Origin of the sequence: Streptomyces sp. NPDC052109 (assembly GCF_040680195.1) — a bacterium.
Classification (GTDB): Bacteria; Actinomycetota; Actinomycetes; order Streptomycetales; family Streptomycetaceae; genus Streptomyces.
In genome coordinates this window covers 31,914-52,424 of sequence record NZ_JBFAWF010000011.1, presented here as the reverse complement: position 1 = coordinate 52,424, position 20,511 = coordinate 31,914, and the positions used below count along the sequence as shown (strand labels likewise).

The window sequence follows — 20,511 nt, the reverse complement described above, 5'->3', positions numbered from 1 at the left end:
TCACGCTGGGCCCGCCGGACGGCGAGCGATAAGTTTCACCCGGAAACAAAGTGAGTACCGAAAAGGAACCTACTATGGGCGCATGAGGATGCACAACGCTGACGAGACGTGTGGCATCGCCCAGGCCGCTCTGGTCCTGGGGGACTGGTGGAACGTGCTGGTGCTGCGGGAAGTGGCCCGCGGACACGTCCGCTTCGACGCGCTGGCCGCGGAGATCGGCCTGTCCCGCAAGGTCCTCACCGAGCGGCTCGGCGGACTCGTCGCCCAGGGCGTCCTGCGGCGCAGCCTCTATCAGCGGCGACCGGTGCGCTACGAGTATCTGCTCACCGACGCCGGGATCGCGCTGGTGCCCCTCCTCGTGGCCATGCAGGACTGGGGCGACCGCTGGGTGCTGGGCGACGGCAGCGTCACCGCGACGGCCGCGCAGGACGGTGCCGAGTACGCCCGGGTGCACGCACTGGCCGGCACCCGACTGCCCGACGGCCTCGAACTGCCGGGCACCCAGGGCGCCGACGTCCCCGTCGTCGCGCCCGACGCTGCCGCGACCGTGCTGTTCACGTATCCCGGCGCGGGAGTCGACTGGGGTGAGCCCATCCCCGGTGCCGCCGGCTGCACGCTGGAGAACCGGCTGTTCCGGGACGCCTGGCCCGACTTCCGGGGGGCGGGGGTGGACGTGCGCGGCGTCAGCACCCAACTCCCTTACGAGCAGGAGAAGTTCGCCCGAACCGAGAAGGTGCCGTACGAGCTCCTCTCCGACGCCCAGCACCGGCTGGCCGCCGCCTTGCGACTGCCGGCCTTCCGTGGCGCCGGCCGGCTGCGGCACAAACGCCTGATTCTCGTCATCGACGCCGAACGCACCGTGCGGCACACCCTGTTCCCGGTCGTCGACATCCCGCACGCGGTCACCGAGAGCCTGCGCCTGGCCATCGACTGCGCCCGTACTCGGCGGTGAGGATGCCCAGGGTCAGCCCGTAGGGGCTCGCGGAGGCCGGCGTGCTTCTTGGAACCCGAGGGCCGCCGCTGACCCGGCAGTTCGCGGGCGGCGGCCGATGGCTACGGCTTGCGGGCGAGCCCGCCGTGCTCGGCGACGACCTCGGGGGCGGGCGAACCGGGCTCGGGACGCCACTGCGTGACCGGGACGACGCCGGGCTCGATCAGCTCCAAGCCGTCGAAGAAGGCGGTGATCTCGTCGATCGTGCGCAGATTGTAGGGGACCGCGCCGCTGGTGTTGTAGGCGTCCTGGGCCTGCTCGAAGACGGGATCGATGCCGCGCGACCCGTCGTTGACGGAGAGGTAACTGCCGGACGGCAGGGCGTTCATGAGGCGCGTGGCGATGGAGCTGGCCTGCTCGTGGTCGGCGACGTGTCCCAGGATGTTGCTGAGGATCAGCGCGGTGGGACGGCCGAGGTCCAGCGTCTTCCCGGCGACCGCGAGGATCCGGTCCGGGTCGGTCACGTCGGCGTCGATGTAGGCGGTCGCGCCCTCGGTGGAGGAGTACAGCAGAGCCCGGGCGTGGGCCAGCACCATCGGGTCGTTGTCGACGTAGACGATCCGCGCCTCGGGAGCGAGCCGCTGGGCGACCTCGTGCGTGTTGTCGGCGGTCGGCAGACCGGTGCCGACGTCGAGGAACTGGCGGATGCCCGCCTCACGTACCAGATACGTGATGGTGCGGCGCAGGAACGCGCGGCTGCTGCGGGCGATGGTGACGATGCCGGGGAAGACGGCGGTGTACGCGTCACCGGCCTCCTCGTCGACGGGATAGTTGTCCTTGCCGCCGAGCCAGTAGTTCCAGATGCGCGCGGAGTGCGGCACCGACGTGTCGATACTCTGGCGCAGCGCCGCTTCGGGCGTCGTCGCGGGGTCGGTCATGGAGTCGTGTCCCGTCTGTTCGGTCGTGGCGTGGATCGTCCCCGGTCCAATCTACGTCCGAACGTCCGCCTTCCGCTTGGCGGTTCGGGCATGGCGGCCTGGTCGCGCGACCCCGAGCAGTACCGGCGTGACGCGATCAGGGACAAGGCCAGGTACCCGTGTACGGCGACTTCGCCTGCACCATCGTGCCCTGCGCGTTCTGGGACAGGCGGCCGAGCCCGTCACCGCGGTGCACGACGACGTGGACCTGCTCACCGGCCAGAACCGGTGGGACTCCCAGGCCCCCTGACCAGCGGCCTCGGCATGCACCACGCCCTGAAGGGCTCGCGCGTGGTGTACGTCGAGGGCGGCGAGGGCCATGGCGTGTACGCCACGGGCCCGCGCTCCTGCGCCGACCGCACCATCAATGCGTACCTGAGTGGCGGAAGGCTTCCGGCGCGGGACGTCACCCGCAGGGCGTCCGGTCGCCGGAGCCCCGCGCCGAGCCGGCCGATCGCCCCGACGTCGCCGCAGGCACCGGGAGCGCCCGGCTTCTGAGACGCTTCCCGGGCCGCCCGCGGTGGTCAGTTGAGCTGGAACGTCGTCTCGACGGGGTAGTGGTCGCTCGGAGCGTCGGTGTCGACCTGGCCGGTCGTCCAGCCCGCCTGGGGGTCGAAGTCCACCTTGACGGCGGACACCGCGGCCGGCGTCGGGCGGCCCACCGCGTTCAGATAGCCGATGTAGTCGAGGTCGTCCCGGTAGTCCTTCGGGAAGGACTCGACGCCGGACATGTACTGACACCAGGCGGAGACCGGGCAGTCCATGGTCCGCAGGGTCTGGTCCGCGTTCGTGGCCGGGGTGCCGAGCACACCGTTCACCGCGGTCTCGGCGTGGGCGTAGTCCCCGCGCGACTGGCCGCCGTAGTACTCCACGTTCATGTCTCCGCCGATCAGCACCGGCCCGCTCGAACCGGCGATGCCGTCCACCCAGGAGCGGATCTCCTTGAGCTGGGCGAGCCGGGTGGCCTGGGTCGTGTCGGTGGAGGTGTCGGACTCGTCGGCCTGCAGGTGCGTGCCGACGACCCAGCCCTTCACCCCGCCCTTGTCGATCTGCACCAGTGCCGCGCCCTTGTTGGCGTGGTAGTCCCAGGTGCCGTAGGTGGAGTTGCTGAAGACGTGGGCGTACTGGGCGTTGATGGGGTACTTCGACAGGATCATCGTGCCGCCGTTGATGACGAACCATGAGTTGGAGCAGTCGCCGCTGATGCCGGTCCAGCCGCCGCCGGAGCAGGTCTGGCCGACGACGGGGGTGTGGTACGGATAGAGGTCGGCGAGCTTGCTGGTGATGTCCGCGGTCGAGGTGTTGTTGAAGTCCTCGTCCAGCACCACCACGTCCGCGTTGTGCTTGCGGATGATCGACTCGATGGCCGGGGTGCGCTGGGCCGCCTTCTCGTTCTGGGTGGTGTCGACGATCGGGGTGCCGAGATCGACGTTCCAGGCGAACACCGAAAGGGTGGTACCGGTGCCCGCGCTCGCGGCCGGGGCCGCGTAGCCGCTGAGGCCGACGAGCACGGCCGCCGCTGTGGAGGTGAGGGCGGCAGCTGTACGACGCGAGACCATGCGCTCTCCTGGTGAGGGGGGTGGCCCCGACGCGCGATCGACGGTCGGGACGCGTACATGACAGGGCGACTCTAGGGTGCCTGCGGGTACGGCCGGGGGAACTTCGTTCGATCGCCCCATGGAGAAAAGGTGTCTGGACAAGTTCACCGTGACGGGAGCGACTTGACCTGCCAGCGCCCTTTGCCGTTCTCATACCTGTTCACATGGCACCTCGGCTGGGCCAGGTCGCGGAGAGGCCGCCTAGGGTGGGGGTATGCGCGGCGCGGTGACGCTGTTTCTCTGCGGTGACGTGATGCTCGGGCGCGGAGTGGACCAGATCCTCCCGCATCCCGGCCGTCCGACACTGCGCGAGGACTACGTCACGGACGCACGGTCGTACGTGGAACTCGCCGAGGCGGTGAACGGGCCGATCCCCGCGCCGGTCGACCCGGCCTGGCCGTGGGGTGAGGCCCTGCGGGTGCTGGACGGCGCCGTACCGGATGCCAGGATCGTGAATCTGGAGACGTCTGTCACACAGAGTGACGCGTTCGCGCCGGGCAAGGCCGTCCACTACCGGATGCACCCGGCCAACATGCCGGCCCTGACGGTGGCCCGGCCCGACGTGTGCGTCCTGGCCAACAACCATGTACTGGACTTCGGCCGGCCGGGTCTGGAAGAGACGCTGGACTCACTCACCGGTGCCGGACTGCGGGCCGTGGGCGCGGGCCGCGACACCGACGAGGCCGACGCGCCCGCGCTGGTCCGCGTCGGGCCCGCCTGCCGCATCCTGGTGTTCGCCCTCGGCGCGCAGTCCAGCGGCATCCCACCCGACTGGGCCGCCACCATCGACCGGTCCGGCGTCGCCTACGTCCGTGAGTTGTCGTCGGCGGCCGCCGAGGACGCCGCAGAGCGAGTGCGGAGGGTGAAGCGACCGGGCGACATCGCGGTCGTGTCGGTGCACTGGGGCTCCAACTGGGGGTACCTCGTCCCCCGCGACCAGAAGCACTTCGCGCATGCCCTGGTCGACGGCGGCGTCGACATCGTGCACGGGCACTCCTCGCACCACCCCCGGCCGGTCGAGGTGTACCGGGACCGGCTGATCCTCTACGGCTGCGGCGACTTCATCGACGACTACGAGGGCATCTCGGGCTACGAGGAGTACCGCGACGACCTGCGGCTGGGCTACCTCGTCTCGGTGGCGGCGGACACCGGGCGCCCCACCGGCCTGCGGATGTTCCCCCTGCGGGCGCGCCGGATGAGGCTGGAGCCCGCGGCGGACGAGGACCGCGCCTGGCTGCGCGCGACACTGGACCGGATCAGCCGCGGCGTCCGCATCGGCATCGATGCCGACGGCATGCTGAGCCTCGACACAGCCGCCGCCGGCCCGGCACCGGAGACCCATCCGTGAACCGGCCGATCGGAGGGCGGCACGCCGCGCGCAGGCGTGGTATGTCCGCAGCGGCGCGGGTACCCGTGCGAGCGGCAGACGTTTCCTGAGGAGATGACTCAGATGCTGTTCCTCGGACTGCTCCTGCTCGCGGGCACGGGTGCCTTCACCGCCCTGGCGATCCTCGGCAATCTGTCCGGCGGGCCCGAGTACACCGTTTCCGTTCTTTCCCACGACATCGCGACCATGAACGGTCTGGCGCTGTTCAGCTCCGGCCTCGCGCTGGCCCTCCTCTTCTGCCTGGGCCTGGCGATGATGACCACAGCCGCCACCCACCGCCACCGGCACCGCCGCCCGCGGGCTCCCTGGGGACGCAGGCAACAGGACACGACCACCGTCGGCGGGATGCGCGGGCAGGCAGGACCGCACCCGAGCTGACCGGGACGAACCGGCACTCCCGCCTCTCACCCCGGGGCAGCCGCGCCGCCACCGGCGGCGTCACCGCGCCGACGCCGCCCCCAGACACTGTTCGCACCACTCCCGGACCGTGTCGGCGACCTGCTCCAGGGCGCCCGGTTCCTCGAAGAGATGCGTCGCTCCCGGGATCACCCGGAGGGAGTTGGGTACCCGGAGCCGTCCAGCGGCCTCCTCGTTGAGCCGCAGCACCACCTCGTCCTGACCTCCGACGACCAGCAGAACCGGGGCGCGTACGGCGGGGAGCGCGTCGCCCGCCAGATCGGGTCGCCCGCCCCGGGAGACGACGGTCAGCACCCCGTCGGGTCGCTCGGCGGCGGCCCGGAGCGCGGCGGCGGCTCCCGTGCTGGCACCGAAGAGGACGACCGGCAGCCCACGGGTGCCGGGCCGGGCGCCGAGCCACTCCATGGCCGCCACCAGGCGGCGCCCCAGCAGCGCGATGTCGAAGCGGTGCTCGCCGGTCACGACGTCCTGGCGTTCCTCCTCCTCGGTGAGCAGATCGATCAGCAGGGTGCCCAGCCCTGCCTCCCGCAGGGCACCCGCCACCGCGCGGTTGCGCGGACTGTGCCGGGAGCTGCCGCTGCCGTGCGCGAAGAGCACCACGGCCCGCGCGGAGTCCGGCATCACGAGATCACCAGGGAGCGTGGCGCCGTCGGCGGGCACCACGACCGACTCGGACTTCACGGTCATCAACCTCACCGGCCCACGATTGAAAGCCCAACAAGACATCGCCATCCACGTCGTGCACGATGGCGCTGAAGGCCTTGCCAGGGGCATTGGATGTGTTCGCGCACGGCATCGTCGCTCACCATCGGGAACGGCGTCTGCCGGGCCCTGGGATGGTGACCAGCCTCATGCTGCTACCGGCCAAATCCGAAGTGACCCGTCAGCTCCGACGTTACCGGGTCTGTCAGCTCGCGGTCGTCGCGGCGCCGGCCGACCTCGCCTCGCGTGCCGCCCTGGAGGACTCGGGCTACACACTGTGCGTGTTGATGGGCGAGCGCAACGTGCGGGAGGCGGCCGAGGCCGCCCGGCGCTATCTGCGTACCGATCTGATCACCTACCTGAGGGAGCAGAACGCGCGGACACGGGCGGCCGCTCCCGGCCGACGGCGGCGCCGATGACGCGAGGGACAGCACCGAGCCAGACGGAGGGACGAGCGATGACGACCGCGAAGGACATCATGCACCCGGGTGCCCAGTGGATACCCCGGTACGAGACGCTGGACCGCGCGGCCCAGATGATGCGGGACCACGGGGTGGGTGCGCTTCCCGTGAGCGACCCGGACAACGGCGACCGGATGTGCGGCATCATCACCGACCGCGACATCGTGGTGAAGTGCGTCGCCTCGGGCCACGACCCCGCGCGGATGACCTGCGGTGACCTGTGCGAGGGCACGCCGCGGTGGATCGACGCCGCTTCCGACATCTCCGACGCCCTGCAGGAGATGGAGAGCCACCAGATCAAGCGTCTGCCCGTGGTGGAGAACAAGCGCATGGTCGGAATGATCAGCGAGACCGACATCGCCCGGCACCTCACCGACGACCAGCTCGCGGAGTTCGTCCAGCGGGTGTACGCGACATGATCCCCGGGCGGCCGGCCGCGGGCCGAGCCGCCCAGGTGCTGCCCTGACGACGGGCCGGGGCCGCGGTGAACTGCGGCGTCCGGCCCGCACGAGTACCGCGCCCGCTGCGGCACAGGCCGCGCAGGTCGTGGCCGGTGCGCCGGTGCCGGCCATGCGCAGGGGGATGCCCGGGCTGGAGACGGTGCTGTAGAGAGACGACGGACAGCTCACGAGTGACCGCGGCCCCCGGTGCCGAGGGCATCGGCCGCGGCGAGTGGCGGCGCGCGACGGACCTGAGAGGTCAGGGGCTCCTCGCGTGCCGACGGCCTGCGGAGTACGCGCCCTTGCGGCAGGGCGGGTCCGACCAGCGGGCCGCGCAGCATGCCCGCGTGGTCGTAGACGCCGAAGGTGGCTGAGGCATCCACGTGCCCTCCCTCGGGCCTCGCCGGCGACATAGGCGCGCACTCATGTGGACGGGGCTCCGGCGAAGCGCGTACGGGCCGGCCGGTGAGTGAGGAGGCGCGCCCACCCTCGTGCGCGACGTTCCTCAAGTGAAGCGGATGACCTGCGGCGGTGATCTCTGACTGCACGTCAAAAGGATGCGGAGTCCGGCCACTTGACGACCTGTTGGTCCGTACCTATGGTCATCGGTCAGCACACTCCGTTCAAGGAGTCGCATCCGGTTCACATACGAGGACGTGCCTTATGCAGGGACCCGCTCCACGTCGCCGCAAGTCACCACGGTCCGCTCTCGCGTTCGCCGCGGCGTCCGCCATGCTGGCCACCGGGCTGCTCTCGCTGCCCGGTGCCCAGCGGGCACAGGCCGCTCCTGCCACCTTCGTCCACCCGGGTGTCACCGTCTCGCGTGCCGAACTCGACTTCGCGCGCAACAAGGTGCTCGCCGGCGCCGAGCCCTGGAAGAGCGCGTACGACCAGATGATGGCGAGTCAGTACGCAAGTCTCAGCCGCACCCCCAAACCCCGTGCCGTCGTCGAATGCGGCCCGTACTCCAGCCCCAACTACGGCTGCACGGACGAGCGGGAGGACGCGATCGCGGCGTACACCGACGCGCTCGCCTGGTACATCACCCGCGACGACCGGTACGCGAAAAAGGCGATCGAGCTGATGGACGCCTGGTCCGCCACGCTCACGGACCACACCAACAGCAACGCGCCCCTGCAGACCGCCTGGGCGGGAGCCTCCTGGGCCAAGGCCGCCGAACTCATCAAGTACACGTACACCGGCACGTGGGCCGACGCCGGCCGGTTCGCCACCCTCCTGCGCAACGTCTACCTGCCCGAGGTCATCAACGGCTCCAACTCCAACGGGAACTGGGAGCTGACGATGATGGAGGCGGCCGTCGGCATCTCCGTCTTCCTCGAGGACAAGGCCTCCTACGACTCGGCGATGGCACGCTTCCGCACCCGCACGGCCGCCTACGTGTACCTGTCCTCCGACGGCGACCTGCCGAGGACCGTACCGAGCCAGAACCTGAACACCCGGGACAAGATCGTCGCGTACTGGCAGGGCCAGTCCACCTTCGTGACCGGCCTGACCCAGGAGACCTGCCGCGACTTCACGCACACCGGGTACGGCATCTCCGCCATCTCGCACGTCGCCGAGACCAGCCGGATCCAGGGGCAGGATCTCTACGGCACCGACGTCGGCGAGCGGCTGCGGCAGGCGCTCGGCTTCCAGTCCAAGTACGAACTGGGCGCCGCCGTCCCGAGCTGGTTGTGCGGCGGATCCCTCAAGCTGGGGCTCGGGCCCGTCACCGAGACCGGCTACAACGCCCTGCACAACCGCCTGGGCATCGCCATGACCAACACCCAGACGCTGACCGAGCGCAACCGCCCGGCCGGCACCGACAACCTCTTCGTGGCGTGGGAGACGCTCACCAACGGCGACAATCCCAACTGACCAGCGCCGACGGCGGATCAGTCCGCGCCGGTGAGCTCGACGAGGCAGCGGGCCGTGCCGGCGGGGTCGACGATCTGGTGGAGGTGCGCGCCCGGCAGGTGTCCCACACGCCAGCCGCGGGCGCGTGCCTCGGCGGCCGGGGCGTCGTACGGAGGCCCGAACAGCAGGTAGGAGCAAGGGTGGTCGTCCCAGCCGTCGGGGACGGGGATGTGCTGCTCGTAGTAGGACAGGGGCAGGGTGGGCTGTTCCTCGACGACTGTACGGCGCACCGTCGGACCGGGGAACATGGGCGCGACGTCCGCCTCGTCCCACCAGTCGGTCCAGCGCGGCAGCCTGCCGTACACGGCCATCGGGCGGAGGAACTCCAGCACTTCGGGTGAGGCGACGGGGGTGGGCCCCTTCCGGGCCGGCAGCGCGGCGTCCACGAAGACCGAGCCGGCCACCGGGTGATCGAGAGCCGCGCGAACCACCGGGAGGAACAGGCCCGCGTTGCTGTGCACCACCAGCACGACGGGACTTCCGCCCGGGACCTGCCGGAGATCGTCGCGGACCGCGTCGACGACGCGGGGCCAGAACGGCGGAGCGCCTTCGCCGACCCGCAGCAGGGAGGGCACCCGTACCCGGTGTCCCTCGGCCGTGAGCTGTTCGGCCACCGGACGCCAGGTGGAGGGGCCCACGGACGGACTGTGCACGAGAACGAAGATCGGCCGCATGCGACGATCCTGCCGCCGCACCGCCCGGGGCGCCACCAACTCGGCCGACAGCAGAACGCCCGGCTCCCCAGGACGTGCGTCCGCTCGCACCGTGCCGTGATCACGGAACGAGGCCGGCGCGGACGCGACGGAGCGCGGCAGGCCCGCGCCGCGGCCCGCGCGTAGCCCTGGACGACCAGCGCGGGGCGGGCGTGCCCGTCGGCAGGGGAGACGCGGCGGCCACGAGAACGTCGGTGCCGATATAGCCACACAGGCGCGGGGCCTGGTCGGGGCCGATCATGCGGCTCGGCACACCGAGGCTGTTCAGCAGCTTGACGCCGGCCTCGAAGTCGCTCGCCTGCTGTTCGCTGTCGAGCAGGAAGAGGTAGCCGACGGTGTCGAGCCGGATGTCGGCGCCGGGCCGCCCGGGGAAGTCCTGGTAGGCGCGCAGGCTGCCGCTGCCCAGCGCGGTGCTCACACCCATGACGCCCCCACCGACGATCACGACGTCGGCGGAGGCGGGGACGGTACGGAAGGCGGAGGAGGACAACGGGCCACTTCCTTCCGGAGGCCACCCCGCCGGACGGTTCCGATGCCGGGGCGGCGGCCTGTCAGTGACAGAGTGATGCCGATCAGCCATCTGTGCGTCATCGTGCAGCACCACCACCCTTGACGTCCATCGGCAGTGCCCGTCGAGCGACCGCGCACCGACGCCGAGGCCGTCCCCGAGAGGCCCGCCGCCGCGCCACCACCCCGCCCCTCGCCGACGCACGCGTGCGCCGCCTCGCCGGCGCGCGCTACCTCGCCGCCATGCGGGCAAGGGGCGCGGCGGCCGCTGGCCCGACGAACGCCCGACGCCGGCCGGCCGGTGTCAGGACGTGGCCCTGGCGAGAGCCGCCAGGGTTTCGAAGTCCCAGGTGAGCGCGCCCGAGCGCAGGTCGGACGTGACCGCGTCGAGCCAGTCGAGCTCCGCGGTCAGCACGGCGCGGCGGTACTCGTCCTCCAGCATGGTGACCCGCGGGAGGGCCGGCTGCCGGGCTGCCTCGGCCGTAGCCGCCAACTCGGCGAGCCATTCACGTACATGAGCCGCGCGTGCGGAGAGATCGGCCTCCACCTCCTGGGGCAGCAGCATCATGGTGAAGGACAGGGCGGCCGGGAACTCCGGGTACTCGGCCCGCGGCGCGACCAGCATCTCCCGCAGCCACTCACGGGTCGCCGCACGGCCGGCGTCGGTCACCTCGTAGACCGTGCGCTCCGGGTACTGCTGGTCCCGGCTCGTCTCGCGCACCGCGATCAGTCCCGCCTCGAGCAGCCGGTCGATGACCCGGTACAGGCTCGCCCGCTGGCTGACGTTGACGACCTGGTCCTTGCCCCAGTGCTTGATCAGCCGCTGGATGCCGTACGGGTGCAGCGGCTGCAGGTGCAGCAGCGAGAGAACGGTGAGGCCGAGAGGGGAGCTGCGCATGTCCAGAGCCTACCGGTGCTCATCTCAGCTGAACTAGTTGACGTGAGACTAGTTTCATTGCGACTATCACGGGGGTGGCAACAGCGACTCCGCTCGAGTCCGCCGAGCGCATCCATGCGGACCACGCCACCGTGAAACCCCTCGGCCACCGGTCCGAGACCCGCCAACGCGATGTACGCACCCCCCGCGGGGGCGGCCTGCACGCCGTAGCCGCCCCGACCCCCGAGAGGACCCGCTGACATGAACCGAACCCGCACCGCGATCGTGGTGGGCGGCGGCATCGCCGGCCCGGTCGCAGCCCTCGCGCTGCGCCGCGCCGGGATCGAGGCCACCGTGCACGAGTCCCACTCCACGACCGCCGACGGCGTCGGCGGAGCCCTCGGCGTCGCCCCCAACGGCCGGGCCGCCCTCGGCCTCGTCGGGCTCGACCGGGTCGGTGCTCCGATGAACGCCATCGTGCTGCAGAACCACCGCGGCCGGACCATCACCGAGATCCGCCAGCCCATGCAGTTCAGCTGGCGCGCCGACCTGTACCGCAGGCTCTACGACCTCGCCCTGAGCCAGGAGGTCCCGATCCACCACGGTCACCAACTGGTCGACGTCCGGGAGAGCGCCACCGGCATCCAGGCCGTCTTCGCCGACGGCACCACCACCGAGGAGGCCGACATCCTGATCGGCGCGGACGGCCTGCGCTCGACCGTGCGCAGGTTGATCGACCCGCAGGCGCCCCAGCCGCGGTACTCGGGACTGCTCGGCTTCGGCGCGCGAGTCGACGGCGCCGGACTGCCCCCCACCGGGGACCGGATGTACATGGCCTTCGGCCGCCGGGCCTTCTTCGGCTACCAGTCCTTCGACGACGGCACCGGGGTCTGGTTCGCCAACCTGCCGCACCCCTACCTGACATGGAAGCAGGTGCGACAGACCTCGAACGAGGAGTGGCTGCGCCGGCTGGGAGAGGCCTTCGCCGGTGACTCGGTCCCCGCCCTGGACCTGCTGCGGCGCACCCGGTCCGAAGACCTGATCACCGCCGGTCCCATGGAGGACCTCCCGCACGTCCCGCACTGGCATCGAGGCCGGATGGTGCTGGTCGGCGACTCAGCCCACGCCACGTCCCCGAGCTCCGGCCAGGGTGTGTCACTCGCCGCGGAGAGCGCCGTCGAACTCGCTCGCGCGCTGCGGGACCTGCCGCACCCGGAGGCCTTCGCCGCCTACGAGCGGGCCCGCCGCTCCCGGGCCGAGCGAGTGATCGCCCAGGCCGCGCGCACCAACAGCGGGAAGGCCGCCGGGCCGGTCGGCCGGGTGTTCCGGGACGCCCTCCTGCCGTTGTTCGCCCGCTTGGCCGGCCCCGAGAAGATGGCCTGGCAGTACGACCACCGGATCCGCTGGGAGGCCCCCGTCGCCGTCTGAGGACACGTCAAGGGTTCGCCCCTGTGATCGCCGACCCGGCGGAGAGCGACGGCCGGCACCAGGGCACGGCGCCGGCGATGACCGTGCCGGCGGCGACGCGCCCCCCAGTCAGGGTGCCTGGGCGGCGAGGCGGGTCGCCCGCTGCCCGCTGGGCGCGGAGCGCGTGTCCCCTTGCGGTAGGCCGGGGCCGCGGGACCCCGGGTTTCGGGGAACCGCGACGGCGCGTACGGGGTCCACGCCGCGCGCGGGCGGGCCGCGGGGGCGCCTCACTAGAATTCCGGCCACGGTGGCCGCCGCCGACCACAGTGGGTGGCGCGGTGCCGACGCCCGGAGCGAGGAGGCCACGATCATGCGTGAACTGGCAGAGACGGCACGGCAGTGGGCGGTTCAGGGTCGCACGGGCGTCCTCGCTCGCCCCCTCACCGAGCGGGGCTTCGGCCCCCGGCATCCAGGTGACGCGGTCCTGATCGACCAGGACGGTCACTGCCACGGCACCCTGTACCGCGGCGTGTTCGACGCGTACCTGGCGGAGCAGGCCGCTGCCCTGACCGAGGGCCGCACCGCGTGTGTACGCGAGGTGTCCGTCCACGGCGACGAAGTGAAGCGGGCGGGCCTGACGTGCGGTGGCCAGGCCGAGGTGTTGCTGCAGTCCCTGGGCACCGTGCCTTGCCGTTGGTGGGAACTGCTGGCCGACGGCACCGACGCCGCGCTGGTCACCCGGCTGAACGAGGCGCGGACGGGGGTGGCCAGCGCCGTGGTGACGCCCGCGGCGGAGCCCGGCGACGGGCCCGCCCAGGCCGTCGAACAGGCTCGCGAGCTGCTCGCCCGCCGCCGGGCCGGCCGGGACAGCCGAATCACGGACGACGGACTCGTCCTCATCGAGACGTTCCCCGCCGTGCCCCATCTCGTCATCGTCGGGGGCGGCGAACTCGCCGGTCTGCTCGTCGCGCAGGCCCGCCTGCTCGGCTGGCACGCCGCCGTGGAGTCCTCGGCCCAGGACGCCGTCCGCCTGCTCGCCGAACGTCCGGCCGCCGCCTGCCTGATCGTCCTCAGCCATGAACCGGACGTCGACGTACCCGTCCTGGCCAGTGCACTGACGACCGGCATCCCGTACGTCGGCGCACTGGGCTCACGGCACACCCAGGCACGCCGCGCCGCGGATCTCGCCCGGGCAGGCCTCGACGAGGCACATCTCGGGCGCGTCCACGGCCCCATCGGCCTCGACCTGGGCGCCCGCACCCCGGCGGAGACGGCACTGGCCGTCTGCGCCGAGGTGCTCGCCGCTCTCGACGGACGCGAGGCCCGGGTGCCGCGTGCGGGGGCCGGACCGGTCGACTCCTGACCGCTGCCAGGGGCTGCGCGGCGGCCGGACGCACCTCGATCGACGCGATAACGCATGTGCGTTGCCGAGCCGGGAAAAGGTGTCGCAGATACAATCTGTTCCTGCTGCCTGTTCTCGTATCTGCGTTTGCCCGATCCTGTCGTCCGGGTACGGTCGAGCGGGAGGTGGGGGGCCGGTGATCCAGATCGTGGAGCACGCACCGCACGAGGGGCCGTACGTCGTCGACGCCGCACTCGGAACCGGCGGACCGCCGCTCCGGGTCTGCCGGACCTGGGCGGGCGACCGGGTACCGGACACCGTGGACGGCATGGTGGCCCTGATCGTGACCGGCGGGCCGACGACCGCCCACGAGGAACTCCTCGGCCACAGCACCGAACTGGCACTGCTGCGGGCTGCCCTGGAGGCCGGGGTGCCGGTCCTCGGCGTGTGCCTGGGTGCGCAGTTGCTCGCGGTCGCGGCCGGCGGTGTCGCCGCCCGGCCCGGTCCCGCCGCCCGGCCCGGTCCCGGCGCCGGGACCGCCTGCGGCGACGTACGCCTGACCGCGGCCGCGCACACCGACCCGCTGTTCGCGGCACTGCCCGAGCGACTGCGGGTGCGGCACTGGCACAGCGGCCCGATGGACCTTCCGACGACGGCGACGGTGCTGGCGTCCTGCGACCGACGGCCGGCGCAGGCGTTCCGGGTCGGCGGCTCGGCGTGGGGGCTCCAGTTCCACTGGGAGGCCGGCACAGCAGCCCTGGCCCGGCACCGCGACACCGTGTTCCGGTCCTTCGCCGCGTTCGTCGCCGAACGGGCCGAGCAGACCGCGACCCGCGCGTTCTTCACCCGGCGGGCGGCCACCTGGGAGGAGCGCTTCGCCGTCGACGGCCCCCGGTACGCGGCGGCGGCCCAGCGGATGGGGCTGGGCACCGGCCGGCGCGTCCTGGACCTGGGCTGCGGCACCGGGAGGGCACTCCCCGCACTGCGCGCCCAGGTCGGCGACGGGGGCACCGTCCTCGGCGTCGACCTCACACCCGCGATGCTCAGCGCCGCCGTGCGCGAAGGCCGGGCTGCCGACGGCTCCTTGCTGCTGGCCGACGCCTGCCGGCTGCCTTTCGCGTCCGGCGCCGTGCACGGGATCTTCAGCGCCGGCCTGATCAACCATGTGCCCGACCCCGCGGCGGCACTGCGCGAGTGGGCCAGGGTGACCGCTCCCGGTGGCGTCCTGCTGCTCTTCCATCCCTCGGGCCGCGCCGAGCGCGCCGCCCGCCACGGACGCCCCGTCGACCCCGACGACCCGCTGGCAAAGGAGAACCTCCGGCCCGCCCTGGAAACGGCGGGCTGGCTCCTGGCCTGCTACGAGGACGCGCCCGGCCACTCCCTGGCCCGCGCGGTCCGCGCCGGCGGATGACCCGTCGCCCACCGGCTGAACGTGAATCGGACGTGCCGCGCCCTGGGAGGACCCGCCCCCGCCCGGATACGTACGCTTCCGCCGCGGCATCACCCATGACGGACAGCCAGATCATCCACACGGACGGGCCGTTCGCCTGCCGTGCCCTGGCCAATGCCGACGAGCTGCCGGTGCGCGGACTGCGGATCCAGGCCGAGGCGCCGTGGACGGTCGAGGTGACGGGCATCGCCGACGCCGTGTTCCTCGACCGGTACGCCGAGCGGTCCGCTTCCGACGTGCTGCGCTGTTCGGGCGGCCCGACCGTGGCCCGCCTCCACTACTCGGGAGACCCTCGGTCCTCGGACGGCGGATACTTCCTGGCAGACACCTTCGCACCCGACGGGTCGTGCTCCGTGGACGAACTCGCCAACCACGTCGGCCCCTGGACCGGCGAAGTCACGCTGCCCGGACCGTGCCCGGTGTACGCCCGCCCGGACGGCCCCTGGACCGTCCGGATCCCATCCGCCGAACACCAGGCCGAGCGGGCGCTCCAGAATCCTCCTCCTTGGCAGGCGCCGGCTCCAAAGAGCGTTCCCTCGCCGGTGAGGGCGCTCGCTACCCTGCTCCGCATGCCCGACAACCCCGCTCCTGCCCCCCGCGACGACCGTCCCCACCCTTCTCGTCGGACACGCCTGAGCCGGACATTCGACGAGGACGCGGAGCTGTACGACCGGGCGAGGCCGGGATATCCGCCCGAGCTGTACGACGACCTCGCGGAACTCGCGGGCGTCGACTCCGGCAGCCGCGTACTGGAGGTGGGCTGCGGGACCGGTCAGGTGACGGTGCCTCTGGCCCGGCGGGGATGCCGGATCACGGCCGTCGAGGCGGGAGCGCGGATGGCCGCGGTAGCCCGCCGCAACCTCGCCGGGGCCGGGGCGGTGGACGTGGTGACGGCGGAGTTCGAGAGCTGGCCGCTGCCCGGGGAACCGTTCGACGCGGTCGTCTCGGCGACGGCCTTCCATTGGATCGACCCGGCGGTGCGGATGACCAAGGCCGCCGACGCGCTGCGTCCGGGCGGGGCACTCGCTGTCGTGCGCACCCAGCATGTACGGGGCGGCACCGAGGAGTTCTTCGTCGAGGTCCAGCGCTGTTACGAGCGTTTCGACCCGGAGACGCCGCCGGGGCTCCGGCCCCCCGCGGCCGCCGACATCGACGGCTCGGACCACGCGGAGGAGGTCGCGCGCAGCGGCCGGTTCGGGCCCACGGTCTTCCGCCGCTACGAGCAGGACCTGACCTACACCACGTCGGAGTATCTCGCGCTGCTGCGGACCTTCTCCGGCCACCGGGCTCTGCCGGACACCGCCAGGGACGGGCTGTTGGGATGCGTCGCGAGCCTGCTCGACGGGCGCTACGGCGGCCGGGTGACCAGGCGCAACCTCGTCGAGCTGGGGGTGTCGTACCGCAGGTGACGCCACCCGGCGCAAGGAGTCGGCCACTGCCGCGGTGGGGAACCCCGCACCGCGGCAGTGGCCGCTTCGTACTCCTTCGCTCCCGGGGACAGGGAGTCCTCGCGCTGGCAGAACCGGCTCGGGCGTGTGTCAGGTGCGCAGGAGCCGCAGGTCGATGGCGTCGGCCATGGCCTTCATACCGTCGTCGTTGGGGTGGATGTGGTCGCCCGAGTCGTAGGCCGGGTCGAGCGCGGCCGGGTTCGCGGGGTCGCGCATGGTCCGGTCGAAGTCGATGACGCCGTCGAAGGCGCCGCTGGTGCGAATCCACTGGTTGACGTCCTGCCGGACCGCCTCGGCGGCAGGCGAGTAGTAGCCGTTGCCCTCGTCGGGCATCAGGGTCGCCCCGATGACGCCGACGTGGGCGGCATGTGCCTCGGCGATCAGGGTGCGGTAGCCGTCGACGAGGTCCTGGGCGGTCAGTGGCCGGCCGTCGGGGCCGGCGTTGTTGCCGATGTCGTTGATGCCTTCGAAGAGGATCACGTCCTTGACGCCCGGCTGGCCGAGGGCGTCGTGCCCGAAACGCTTGAGGGCGCTTACCCCCTGCCACAGGTTGGGGACGTCGGTGAGGACCCGGTTGCCGCCGATGCCGGCGTCGACGACGCTCAGCCTCTGCGGACCCGGCCCGGCGCCCAGCCGGCGTCCGAGGAAGTCCGGCCACCGGGTGTAGGTGCCGGTCGAGGAGTGGTAGCCGTCGGTGATGGAGTCCCCGAAGGCGACCACCGTGCCCTTCGCGGTGGACGGGACGACGTCGAGCCCCGCCAGGTAGTACCAGGAGGTCGTCGTGGTGCCGAACGCGGCGGCGCTGTCGTCACCGGTGTGGTTGCCGGAGGCGATGTACGTGGTGTCGAACGCGTCGGAGTGCCAGGTCGACATTCCCGTCGTGCCGGGCACGTAGAGGCTGACGAGGAGGTTCTCCCCGGCGCCGACCGGGATCGGGATGACGTCGCTGACCGCCTCCGCACCGGCGGGTATCGTGACGTGGCGGGAGGCGCCGAAGGTGACGTTGCGGGTGGTGCCCCGCGTCGCCTCGCCGCCGCTCGCCTGCACGGCCACGTCGACAGCGCTGACCTCGAGCGGGGTGGTGCTGTACCGGTTGGACAGGGTGATGCGGGCGCCCGATCCCGCGACGCTGCTGTGCACCACCATCCGGATGGTCTGGTCGTCGAAGGACGGCCCACCGGTCGTCATACTGGGCGACCAGGCACTGACCCGGGTGCCCTTGCCCTGGGGTGACGACGCGGCGGCGCTCGCCACGCTCGCGGTGCTCAACGGAACGACCGTCAACGCCATGCCGGTCAGCGCGCCGAGCACGGCCAGCAAGGATCTGCGACTCGGCCGGCGACCCGCCGCCGTGCTTCCTGGTTCCGGGGACATCCTCGCACTCTCCACTCTCGTCGTCGTCCGCGGCGCTGCGCGGCGTGCGCCGCGGGCACCATGAATCCCCTTCTGCAGGGCGTGACTTGAACCGGTCATCCGAGCTCAGCCGAAGCTGCCCAGGGTGACGGACTGACCTGGCTCGAGGCTGACCTTCCGCGACGTGCCACCGGCCACGACGGTCGTGTCACGGCCGCCGACGCTCTTCAAGGTCACCTGTGCGACCTTGCCGTTCCTCCACCGGAGGTCGGCGACGAACCCGCCACGGACTCCGACACCGGACACGGATCCGGCCGCCGCCCATGCGTCGGGCAGCGCGGGCAGCAGCTCAAGGTGGCCCGGCCGGGAGTAGACCAGCATCTCGATGATCGCGGAGGGGGTGCCGAAGTTGGCGTCGATCTGGAAGATGCCGCGGCCCTGCCCCATGTCCATGATGTCGAACAGGTTCGGCGCGGTGCCGTTGCTGCCGTTGACCGACGGCTTCAGGTTGTTGACGACGAGCTGGTAGGCCTTCTCCGCGTTCTTCAGCCGTGACCAGCACAGGCTGCGCCAGGCGTTGGACCAGCCGTAGCTGTTCATGCCGCGGGCGGTCAGCAGGGCCGTCGCGCCGGCGAGGATGTCCTTCGGCGTGGAGTCGTCCGGGCGGATACGGTCGCCGGGGAAGAGGCCGATGAGCGGGGACAGGTGCCGGTGGGTGGTCTCGCCGAGGTTGTCGGGCGACATCCACTCCTCCAGCCAGCCGGTCGTCGGGCTGACCACGGGCAGGTACAGGCGCTGACGCAGACCGTCGACCGTCGCGCCGTAGGAGGAGTCCCTGCCGAGTGTCTGCGTGGCGGCGTGGTAGTTGCCGAAGAGGTTCCACACCAGTTCCTGGGCGTACGTGATGCCCTTGGCGTCCTGTGGACCCTGCTCGGGGGACCAGTCACTGTCGTCGATGAGGACCTCGCGCGAGGCTCCGGAGGCGTCGGTGACGGTCGTGGTGACGAGGCGTGCCTCCCAGAACTCCACGGCGCCCTTGAGGAGGGGGTAGATCTTTTCGAGGTAGGCGCGGTCCTGGGTGAACTCGTAGTGCTCGAACAGGCTCTGGCAGAGCCAGGCGTTGGCCCCCGGGTGCCACCACCATCCGCTGCCGCCGTAGGGATTGGTGGAGAAGGCCACGGCCCAGCCGGCGACCTTCCCGCTGGAGTTGCGGTACCTGTTGGTCGGGGTGTTGAACAGCCGCCGGGTGACGTCCGTCCATGAGGACAGCTGCTCGAGGCAGTAGTCCGCGAAGGCGTCGAAGCACTCGGACAGGCCGGCGCGGTCGGCCATCCAGTAGTTCATCTGGACATTGACGTCGGTGTGGTAGTCGCCCATCCAGTCCGGGTCGTTGCTGTCCAGCCACGGTCCCTGAAGGCCCATCGGCAGGCTGCCCCGGGACCCGGAGATCATCAGGTAGCGGCCGAACTGCAGGTAGGCCGCCTCGAGTTCGGGGTCGGGGACGTTGTCCCGGTAGCGGGCCTGTACCCGTTGCCAGGTGTCCAGCCTGCGCTGCGCGGTGGACGACGTACCGAGGTTGATGTCCAGTTGCTCGAACAGGGGGCGGAAGTCGGCGACATGCGTGTGCAGCAGGGTGCTCGCGGAGTGGCGGGCCGCGTTCAGGACCTTGGTTCGCGCCAGGCGCTCGGGATCCACGGAAGGGTCGCGGAATCCGGCGGCCGCGTCGGGCGCGTAGTCGGTGCCGCCGCTGAACACGACGGTGAGGTCCTTGCAGCCGCGGAACGAGATGGATGTACCGTCGACGGCGACCCTGCCCGTGCCGCTGTAGGCCGTGACGGCGGCGCCGTACTTCAGCCCGTTGCCGAAGGAGGCGCCGAACGAGGCGCACCGCTCCGTGCCGTTCGCGGTGGTGGACTCGCCGTGGGTGCCGGCTAGGGAGACGGTCCCGGTGTAGGTGCCGCCGCCCTGTTGGGAGAAGTACAGGACGATGACGTCGTCGGGGCGGCTGGCGAAGACCTGCCGCTGGTAGGTGACGCCGGAGAGGTCGTACGAGGCGCTGACGAGGCCCTGCGCCAGGTCGAGGGTGCGACGGTAGTTGTCGATGGAGCCGAGGTCGTGCCCGGGGATGTCGACGGTGAGCTCGGCCAGCAGGGTCAGGGACCCGAAGTCGTCGCGGCCGTAGGGGAACTGGCCGTCGCTCTGCAGTGTGTCGTTGAGGCCTCCGGTCCACAGGGTGGCGTCGCTGATCGTCAGCAGTTCGCTGGAGGGGGCGTTGCTCGCGAGCGCGCCGAGTCGCCCGTTGCCGACCGGCAGACCCTGCTGGATCATCGAGCCCGGTGAGGCGGGTGCCTGCCACCACAACTGGTTCTTCGCGGCGGCGGCCGCGGACAGCAGGGGCGAGGAGGCCGGGCGCTGCGGGGCCGCCGAGGCGGTGAAGGCGGGCAGCCCGCCGAGGGCGGCGGCCGCGCCGGCGGTGGCGGCGAGAGCGAGGAAGCCCCTGCGGCTCGGGTGGTTGTCGCGCGATTCGGTGTGCTGGGTGTCCACGTTGTGCACTCCATGTCCGGGGGGAACGGCGCATGCGGGA

18 protein-coding genes and 2 pseudogenes are annotated in these 20,511 nt (G+C 71.7%); 11 read left to right on the top strand and 9 right to left on the bottom strand.

Annotated features, from left to right (window positions below):
• The first annotated feature begins 82 nt into the window (after positions 1-82).
• Positions 83-952, top strand: coding sequence for a winged helix-turn-helix transcriptional regulator (locus AB0L59_RS22525; protein ID WP_365586407.1), 870 nt, complete (start codon positions 83-85; stop codon positions 950-952).
• Between the two features lie 101 nt (positions 953-1,053).
• Here the strand turns inward: AB0L59_RS22525 and AB0L59_RS22520 are convergent, their stop codons facing one another.
• Positions 1,054-1,869: an SAM-dependent methyltransferase gene (locus tag AB0L59_RS22520; RefSeq protein WP_365586406.1), complete on the bottom strand. Its 816-nt coding sequence runs from the start codon at positions 1,867-1,869 to the stop codon at positions 1,054-1,056.
• Positions 1,870-1,965: 96 nt separating this feature from the next.
• Here AB0L59_RS22520 and AB0L59_RS22515 point away from each other — a divergent pair.
• Positions 1,966-2,406 (top strand): annotated as a pseudogene (locus tag AB0L59_RS22515) (alpha/beta hydrolase); the annotation flags it as partial.
• 26 nt (positions 2,407-2,432) lie between these two features.
• Here AB0L59_RS22515 and AB0L59_RS22510 read toward each other — a convergent pair.
• Positions 2,433-3,467, bottom strand: a complete 1,035-nt coding sequence (locus AB0L59_RS22510; RefSeq protein WP_365586404.1) for a sphingomyelin phosphodiesterase — start codon at positions 3,465-3,467, stop codon at positions 2,433-2,435.
• 253 nt (positions 3,468-3,720) lie between these two features.
• On the opposite strand from AB0L59_RS22510, the gene AB0L59_RS22505 reads away from it, so the two are divergent.
• The gene (locus tag AB0L59_RS22505; RefSeq protein WP_365586401.1) at positions 3,721-4,854 is read left to right on the top strand and encodes a CapA family protein; all 1,134 of its coding nucleotides are present in this window, start codon (positions 3,721-3,723) and stop codon (positions 4,852-4,854) included.
• A 102-nt stretch (positions 4,855-4,956) separates the two neighbouring features.
• A complete protein-coding gene (locus AB0L59_RS22500) occupies positions 4,957-5,271 on the top strand; it encodes a hypothetical protein (protein ID WP_365586844.1) in 315 nt (104 codons plus the stop codon).
• A 60-nt stretch (positions 5,272-5,331) separates the two neighbouring features.
• On the opposite strand, the gene AB0L59_RS22495 is transcribed toward AB0L59_RS22500, so the two are convergent.
• The gene (locus AB0L59_RS22495; RefSeq protein WP_365586842.1) at positions 5,332-5,991 is read right to left on the bottom strand and encodes a dienelactone hydrolase family protein; all 660 of its coding nucleotides are present in this window, start codon (positions 5,989-5,991) and stop codon (positions 5,332-5,334) included.
• A gap of 170 nt (positions 5,992-6,161) precedes the next feature.
• Between AB0L59_RS22495 and AB0L59_RS22490 the strand changes: the two genes are divergently transcribed.
• On the top strand, positions 6,162-6,431 hold the full coding sequence (locus tag AB0L59_RS22490) for a DUF5133 domain-containing protein (protein WP_365586839.1): 270 nt from the start codon (positions 6,162-6,164) through the stop codon (positions 6,429-6,431).
• Positions 6,432-6,469: 38 nt separating this feature from the next.
• Complete coding sequence (locus AB0L59_RS22485) at positions 6,470-6,892, top strand: CBS domain-containing protein (RefSeq protein WP_365586399.1); 423 nt, start codon at positions 6,470-6,472, stop codon at positions 6,890-6,892.
• A gap of 206 nt (positions 6,893-7,098) precedes the next feature.
• On the opposite strand, the gene AB0L59_RS22480 is transcribed toward AB0L59_RS22485, so the two are convergent.
• On the bottom strand, positions 7,099-7,296 hold the full coding sequence (locus AB0L59_RS22480; RefSeq protein ID WP_365586396.1) for a hypothetical protein: 198 nt from the start codon (positions 7,294-7,296) through the stop codon (positions 7,099-7,101).
• Positions 7,297-7,645: 349 nt separating this feature from the next.
• Between AB0L59_RS22480 and AB0L59_RS22475 the strand changes: the two genes are divergently transcribed.
• The gene (locus AB0L59_RS22475) at positions 7,646-8,791 is read left to right on the top strand and encodes an alginate lyase family protein (protein WP_365586837.1); all 1,146 of its coding nucleotides are present in this window, start codon (positions 7,646-7,648) and stop codon (positions 8,789-8,791) included.
• A 17-nt stretch (positions 8,792-8,808) separates the two neighbouring features.
• On the opposite strand, the gene AB0L59_RS22470 is transcribed toward AB0L59_RS22475, so the two are convergent.
• The 3 genes and pseudogenes from AB0L59_RS22470 to AB0L59_RS22460 all read right to left on the bottom strand — a co-directional run bounded on the left by AB0L59_RS22470 (position 8,809) and on the right by AB0L59_RS22460 (position 10,948).
• Positions 8,809-9,504, bottom strand: a complete 696-nt coding sequence (locus tag AB0L59_RS22470; protein ID WP_365586393.1) for an alpha/beta hydrolase — start codon at positions 9,502-9,504, stop codon at positions 8,809-8,811.
• A 140-nt stretch (positions 9,505-9,644) separates the two neighbouring features.
• Positions 9,645-10,033 (bottom strand): annotated as a pseudogene (locus tag AB0L59_RS22465) (FAD-dependent oxidoreductase); the annotation flags it as partial.
• A gap of 321 nt (positions 10,034-10,354) precedes the next feature.
• Entirely contained in the window at positions 10,355-10,948 is a 594-nt protein-coding gene (locus AB0L59_RS22460) for a PadR family transcriptional regulator (protein WP_365586390.1), read from the bottom strand.
• Positions 10,949-11,188: 240 nt separating this feature from the next.
• On the opposite strand from AB0L59_RS22460, the gene AB0L59_RS22455 reads away from it, so the two are divergent.
• The 4 genes from AB0L59_RS22455 (at position 11,189) to AB0L59_RS22440 (ending at position 16,535) form a co-directional block, all read left to right on the top strand.
• Entirely contained in the window at positions 11,189-12,355 is a 1,167-nt protein-coding gene (locus tag AB0L59_RS22455) for an NAD(P)/FAD-dependent oxidoreductase (RefSeq protein ID WP_365586388.1), read from the top strand.
• A 349-nt stretch (positions 12,356-12,704) separates the two neighbouring features.
• Complete coding sequence (locus tag AB0L59_RS22450) at positions 12,705-13,697, top strand: XdhC family protein (protein WP_365586387.1); 993 nt, start codon at positions 12,705-12,707, stop codon at positions 13,695-13,697.
• A 175-nt stretch (positions 13,698-13,872) separates the two neighbouring features.
• Positions 13,873-15,087: a methyltransferase domain-containing protein gene (locus AB0L59_RS22445; RefSeq protein WP_365586384.1), complete on the top strand. Its 1,215-nt coding sequence runs from the start codon at positions 13,873-13,875 to the stop codon at positions 15,085-15,087.
• Positions 15,088-15,695: 608 nt separating this feature from the next.
• On the top strand, positions 15,696-16,535 hold the full coding sequence (locus tag AB0L59_RS22440) for a class I SAM-dependent methyltransferase (RefSeq protein ID WP_365586834.1): 840 nt from the start codon (positions 15,696-15,698) through the stop codon (positions 16,533-16,535).
• A gap of 129 nt (positions 16,536-16,664) precedes the next feature.
• Here the strand turns inward: AB0L59_RS22440 and AB0L59_RS22435 are convergent, their stop codons facing one another.
• Together AB0L59_RS22435 and AB0L59_RS22430 are read right to left on the bottom strand one after the other, a co-directional pair.
• The gene (locus AB0L59_RS22435) at positions 16,665-17,843 is read right to left on the bottom strand and encodes an SGNH/GDSL hydrolase family protein (protein WP_365586381.1); all 1,179 of its coding nucleotides are present in this window, start codon (positions 17,841-17,843) and stop codon (positions 16,665-16,667) included.
• Positions 17,844-18,053: 210 nt separating this feature from the next.
• Positions 18,054-20,471: a glycoside hydrolase N-terminal domain-containing protein gene (locus tag AB0L59_RS22430; RefSeq protein WP_365586380.1), complete on the bottom strand. Its 2,418-nt coding sequence runs from the start codon at positions 20,469-20,471 to the stop codon at positions 18,054-18,056.
• Positions 20,472-20,511: the final 40 nt, after the last annotated feature.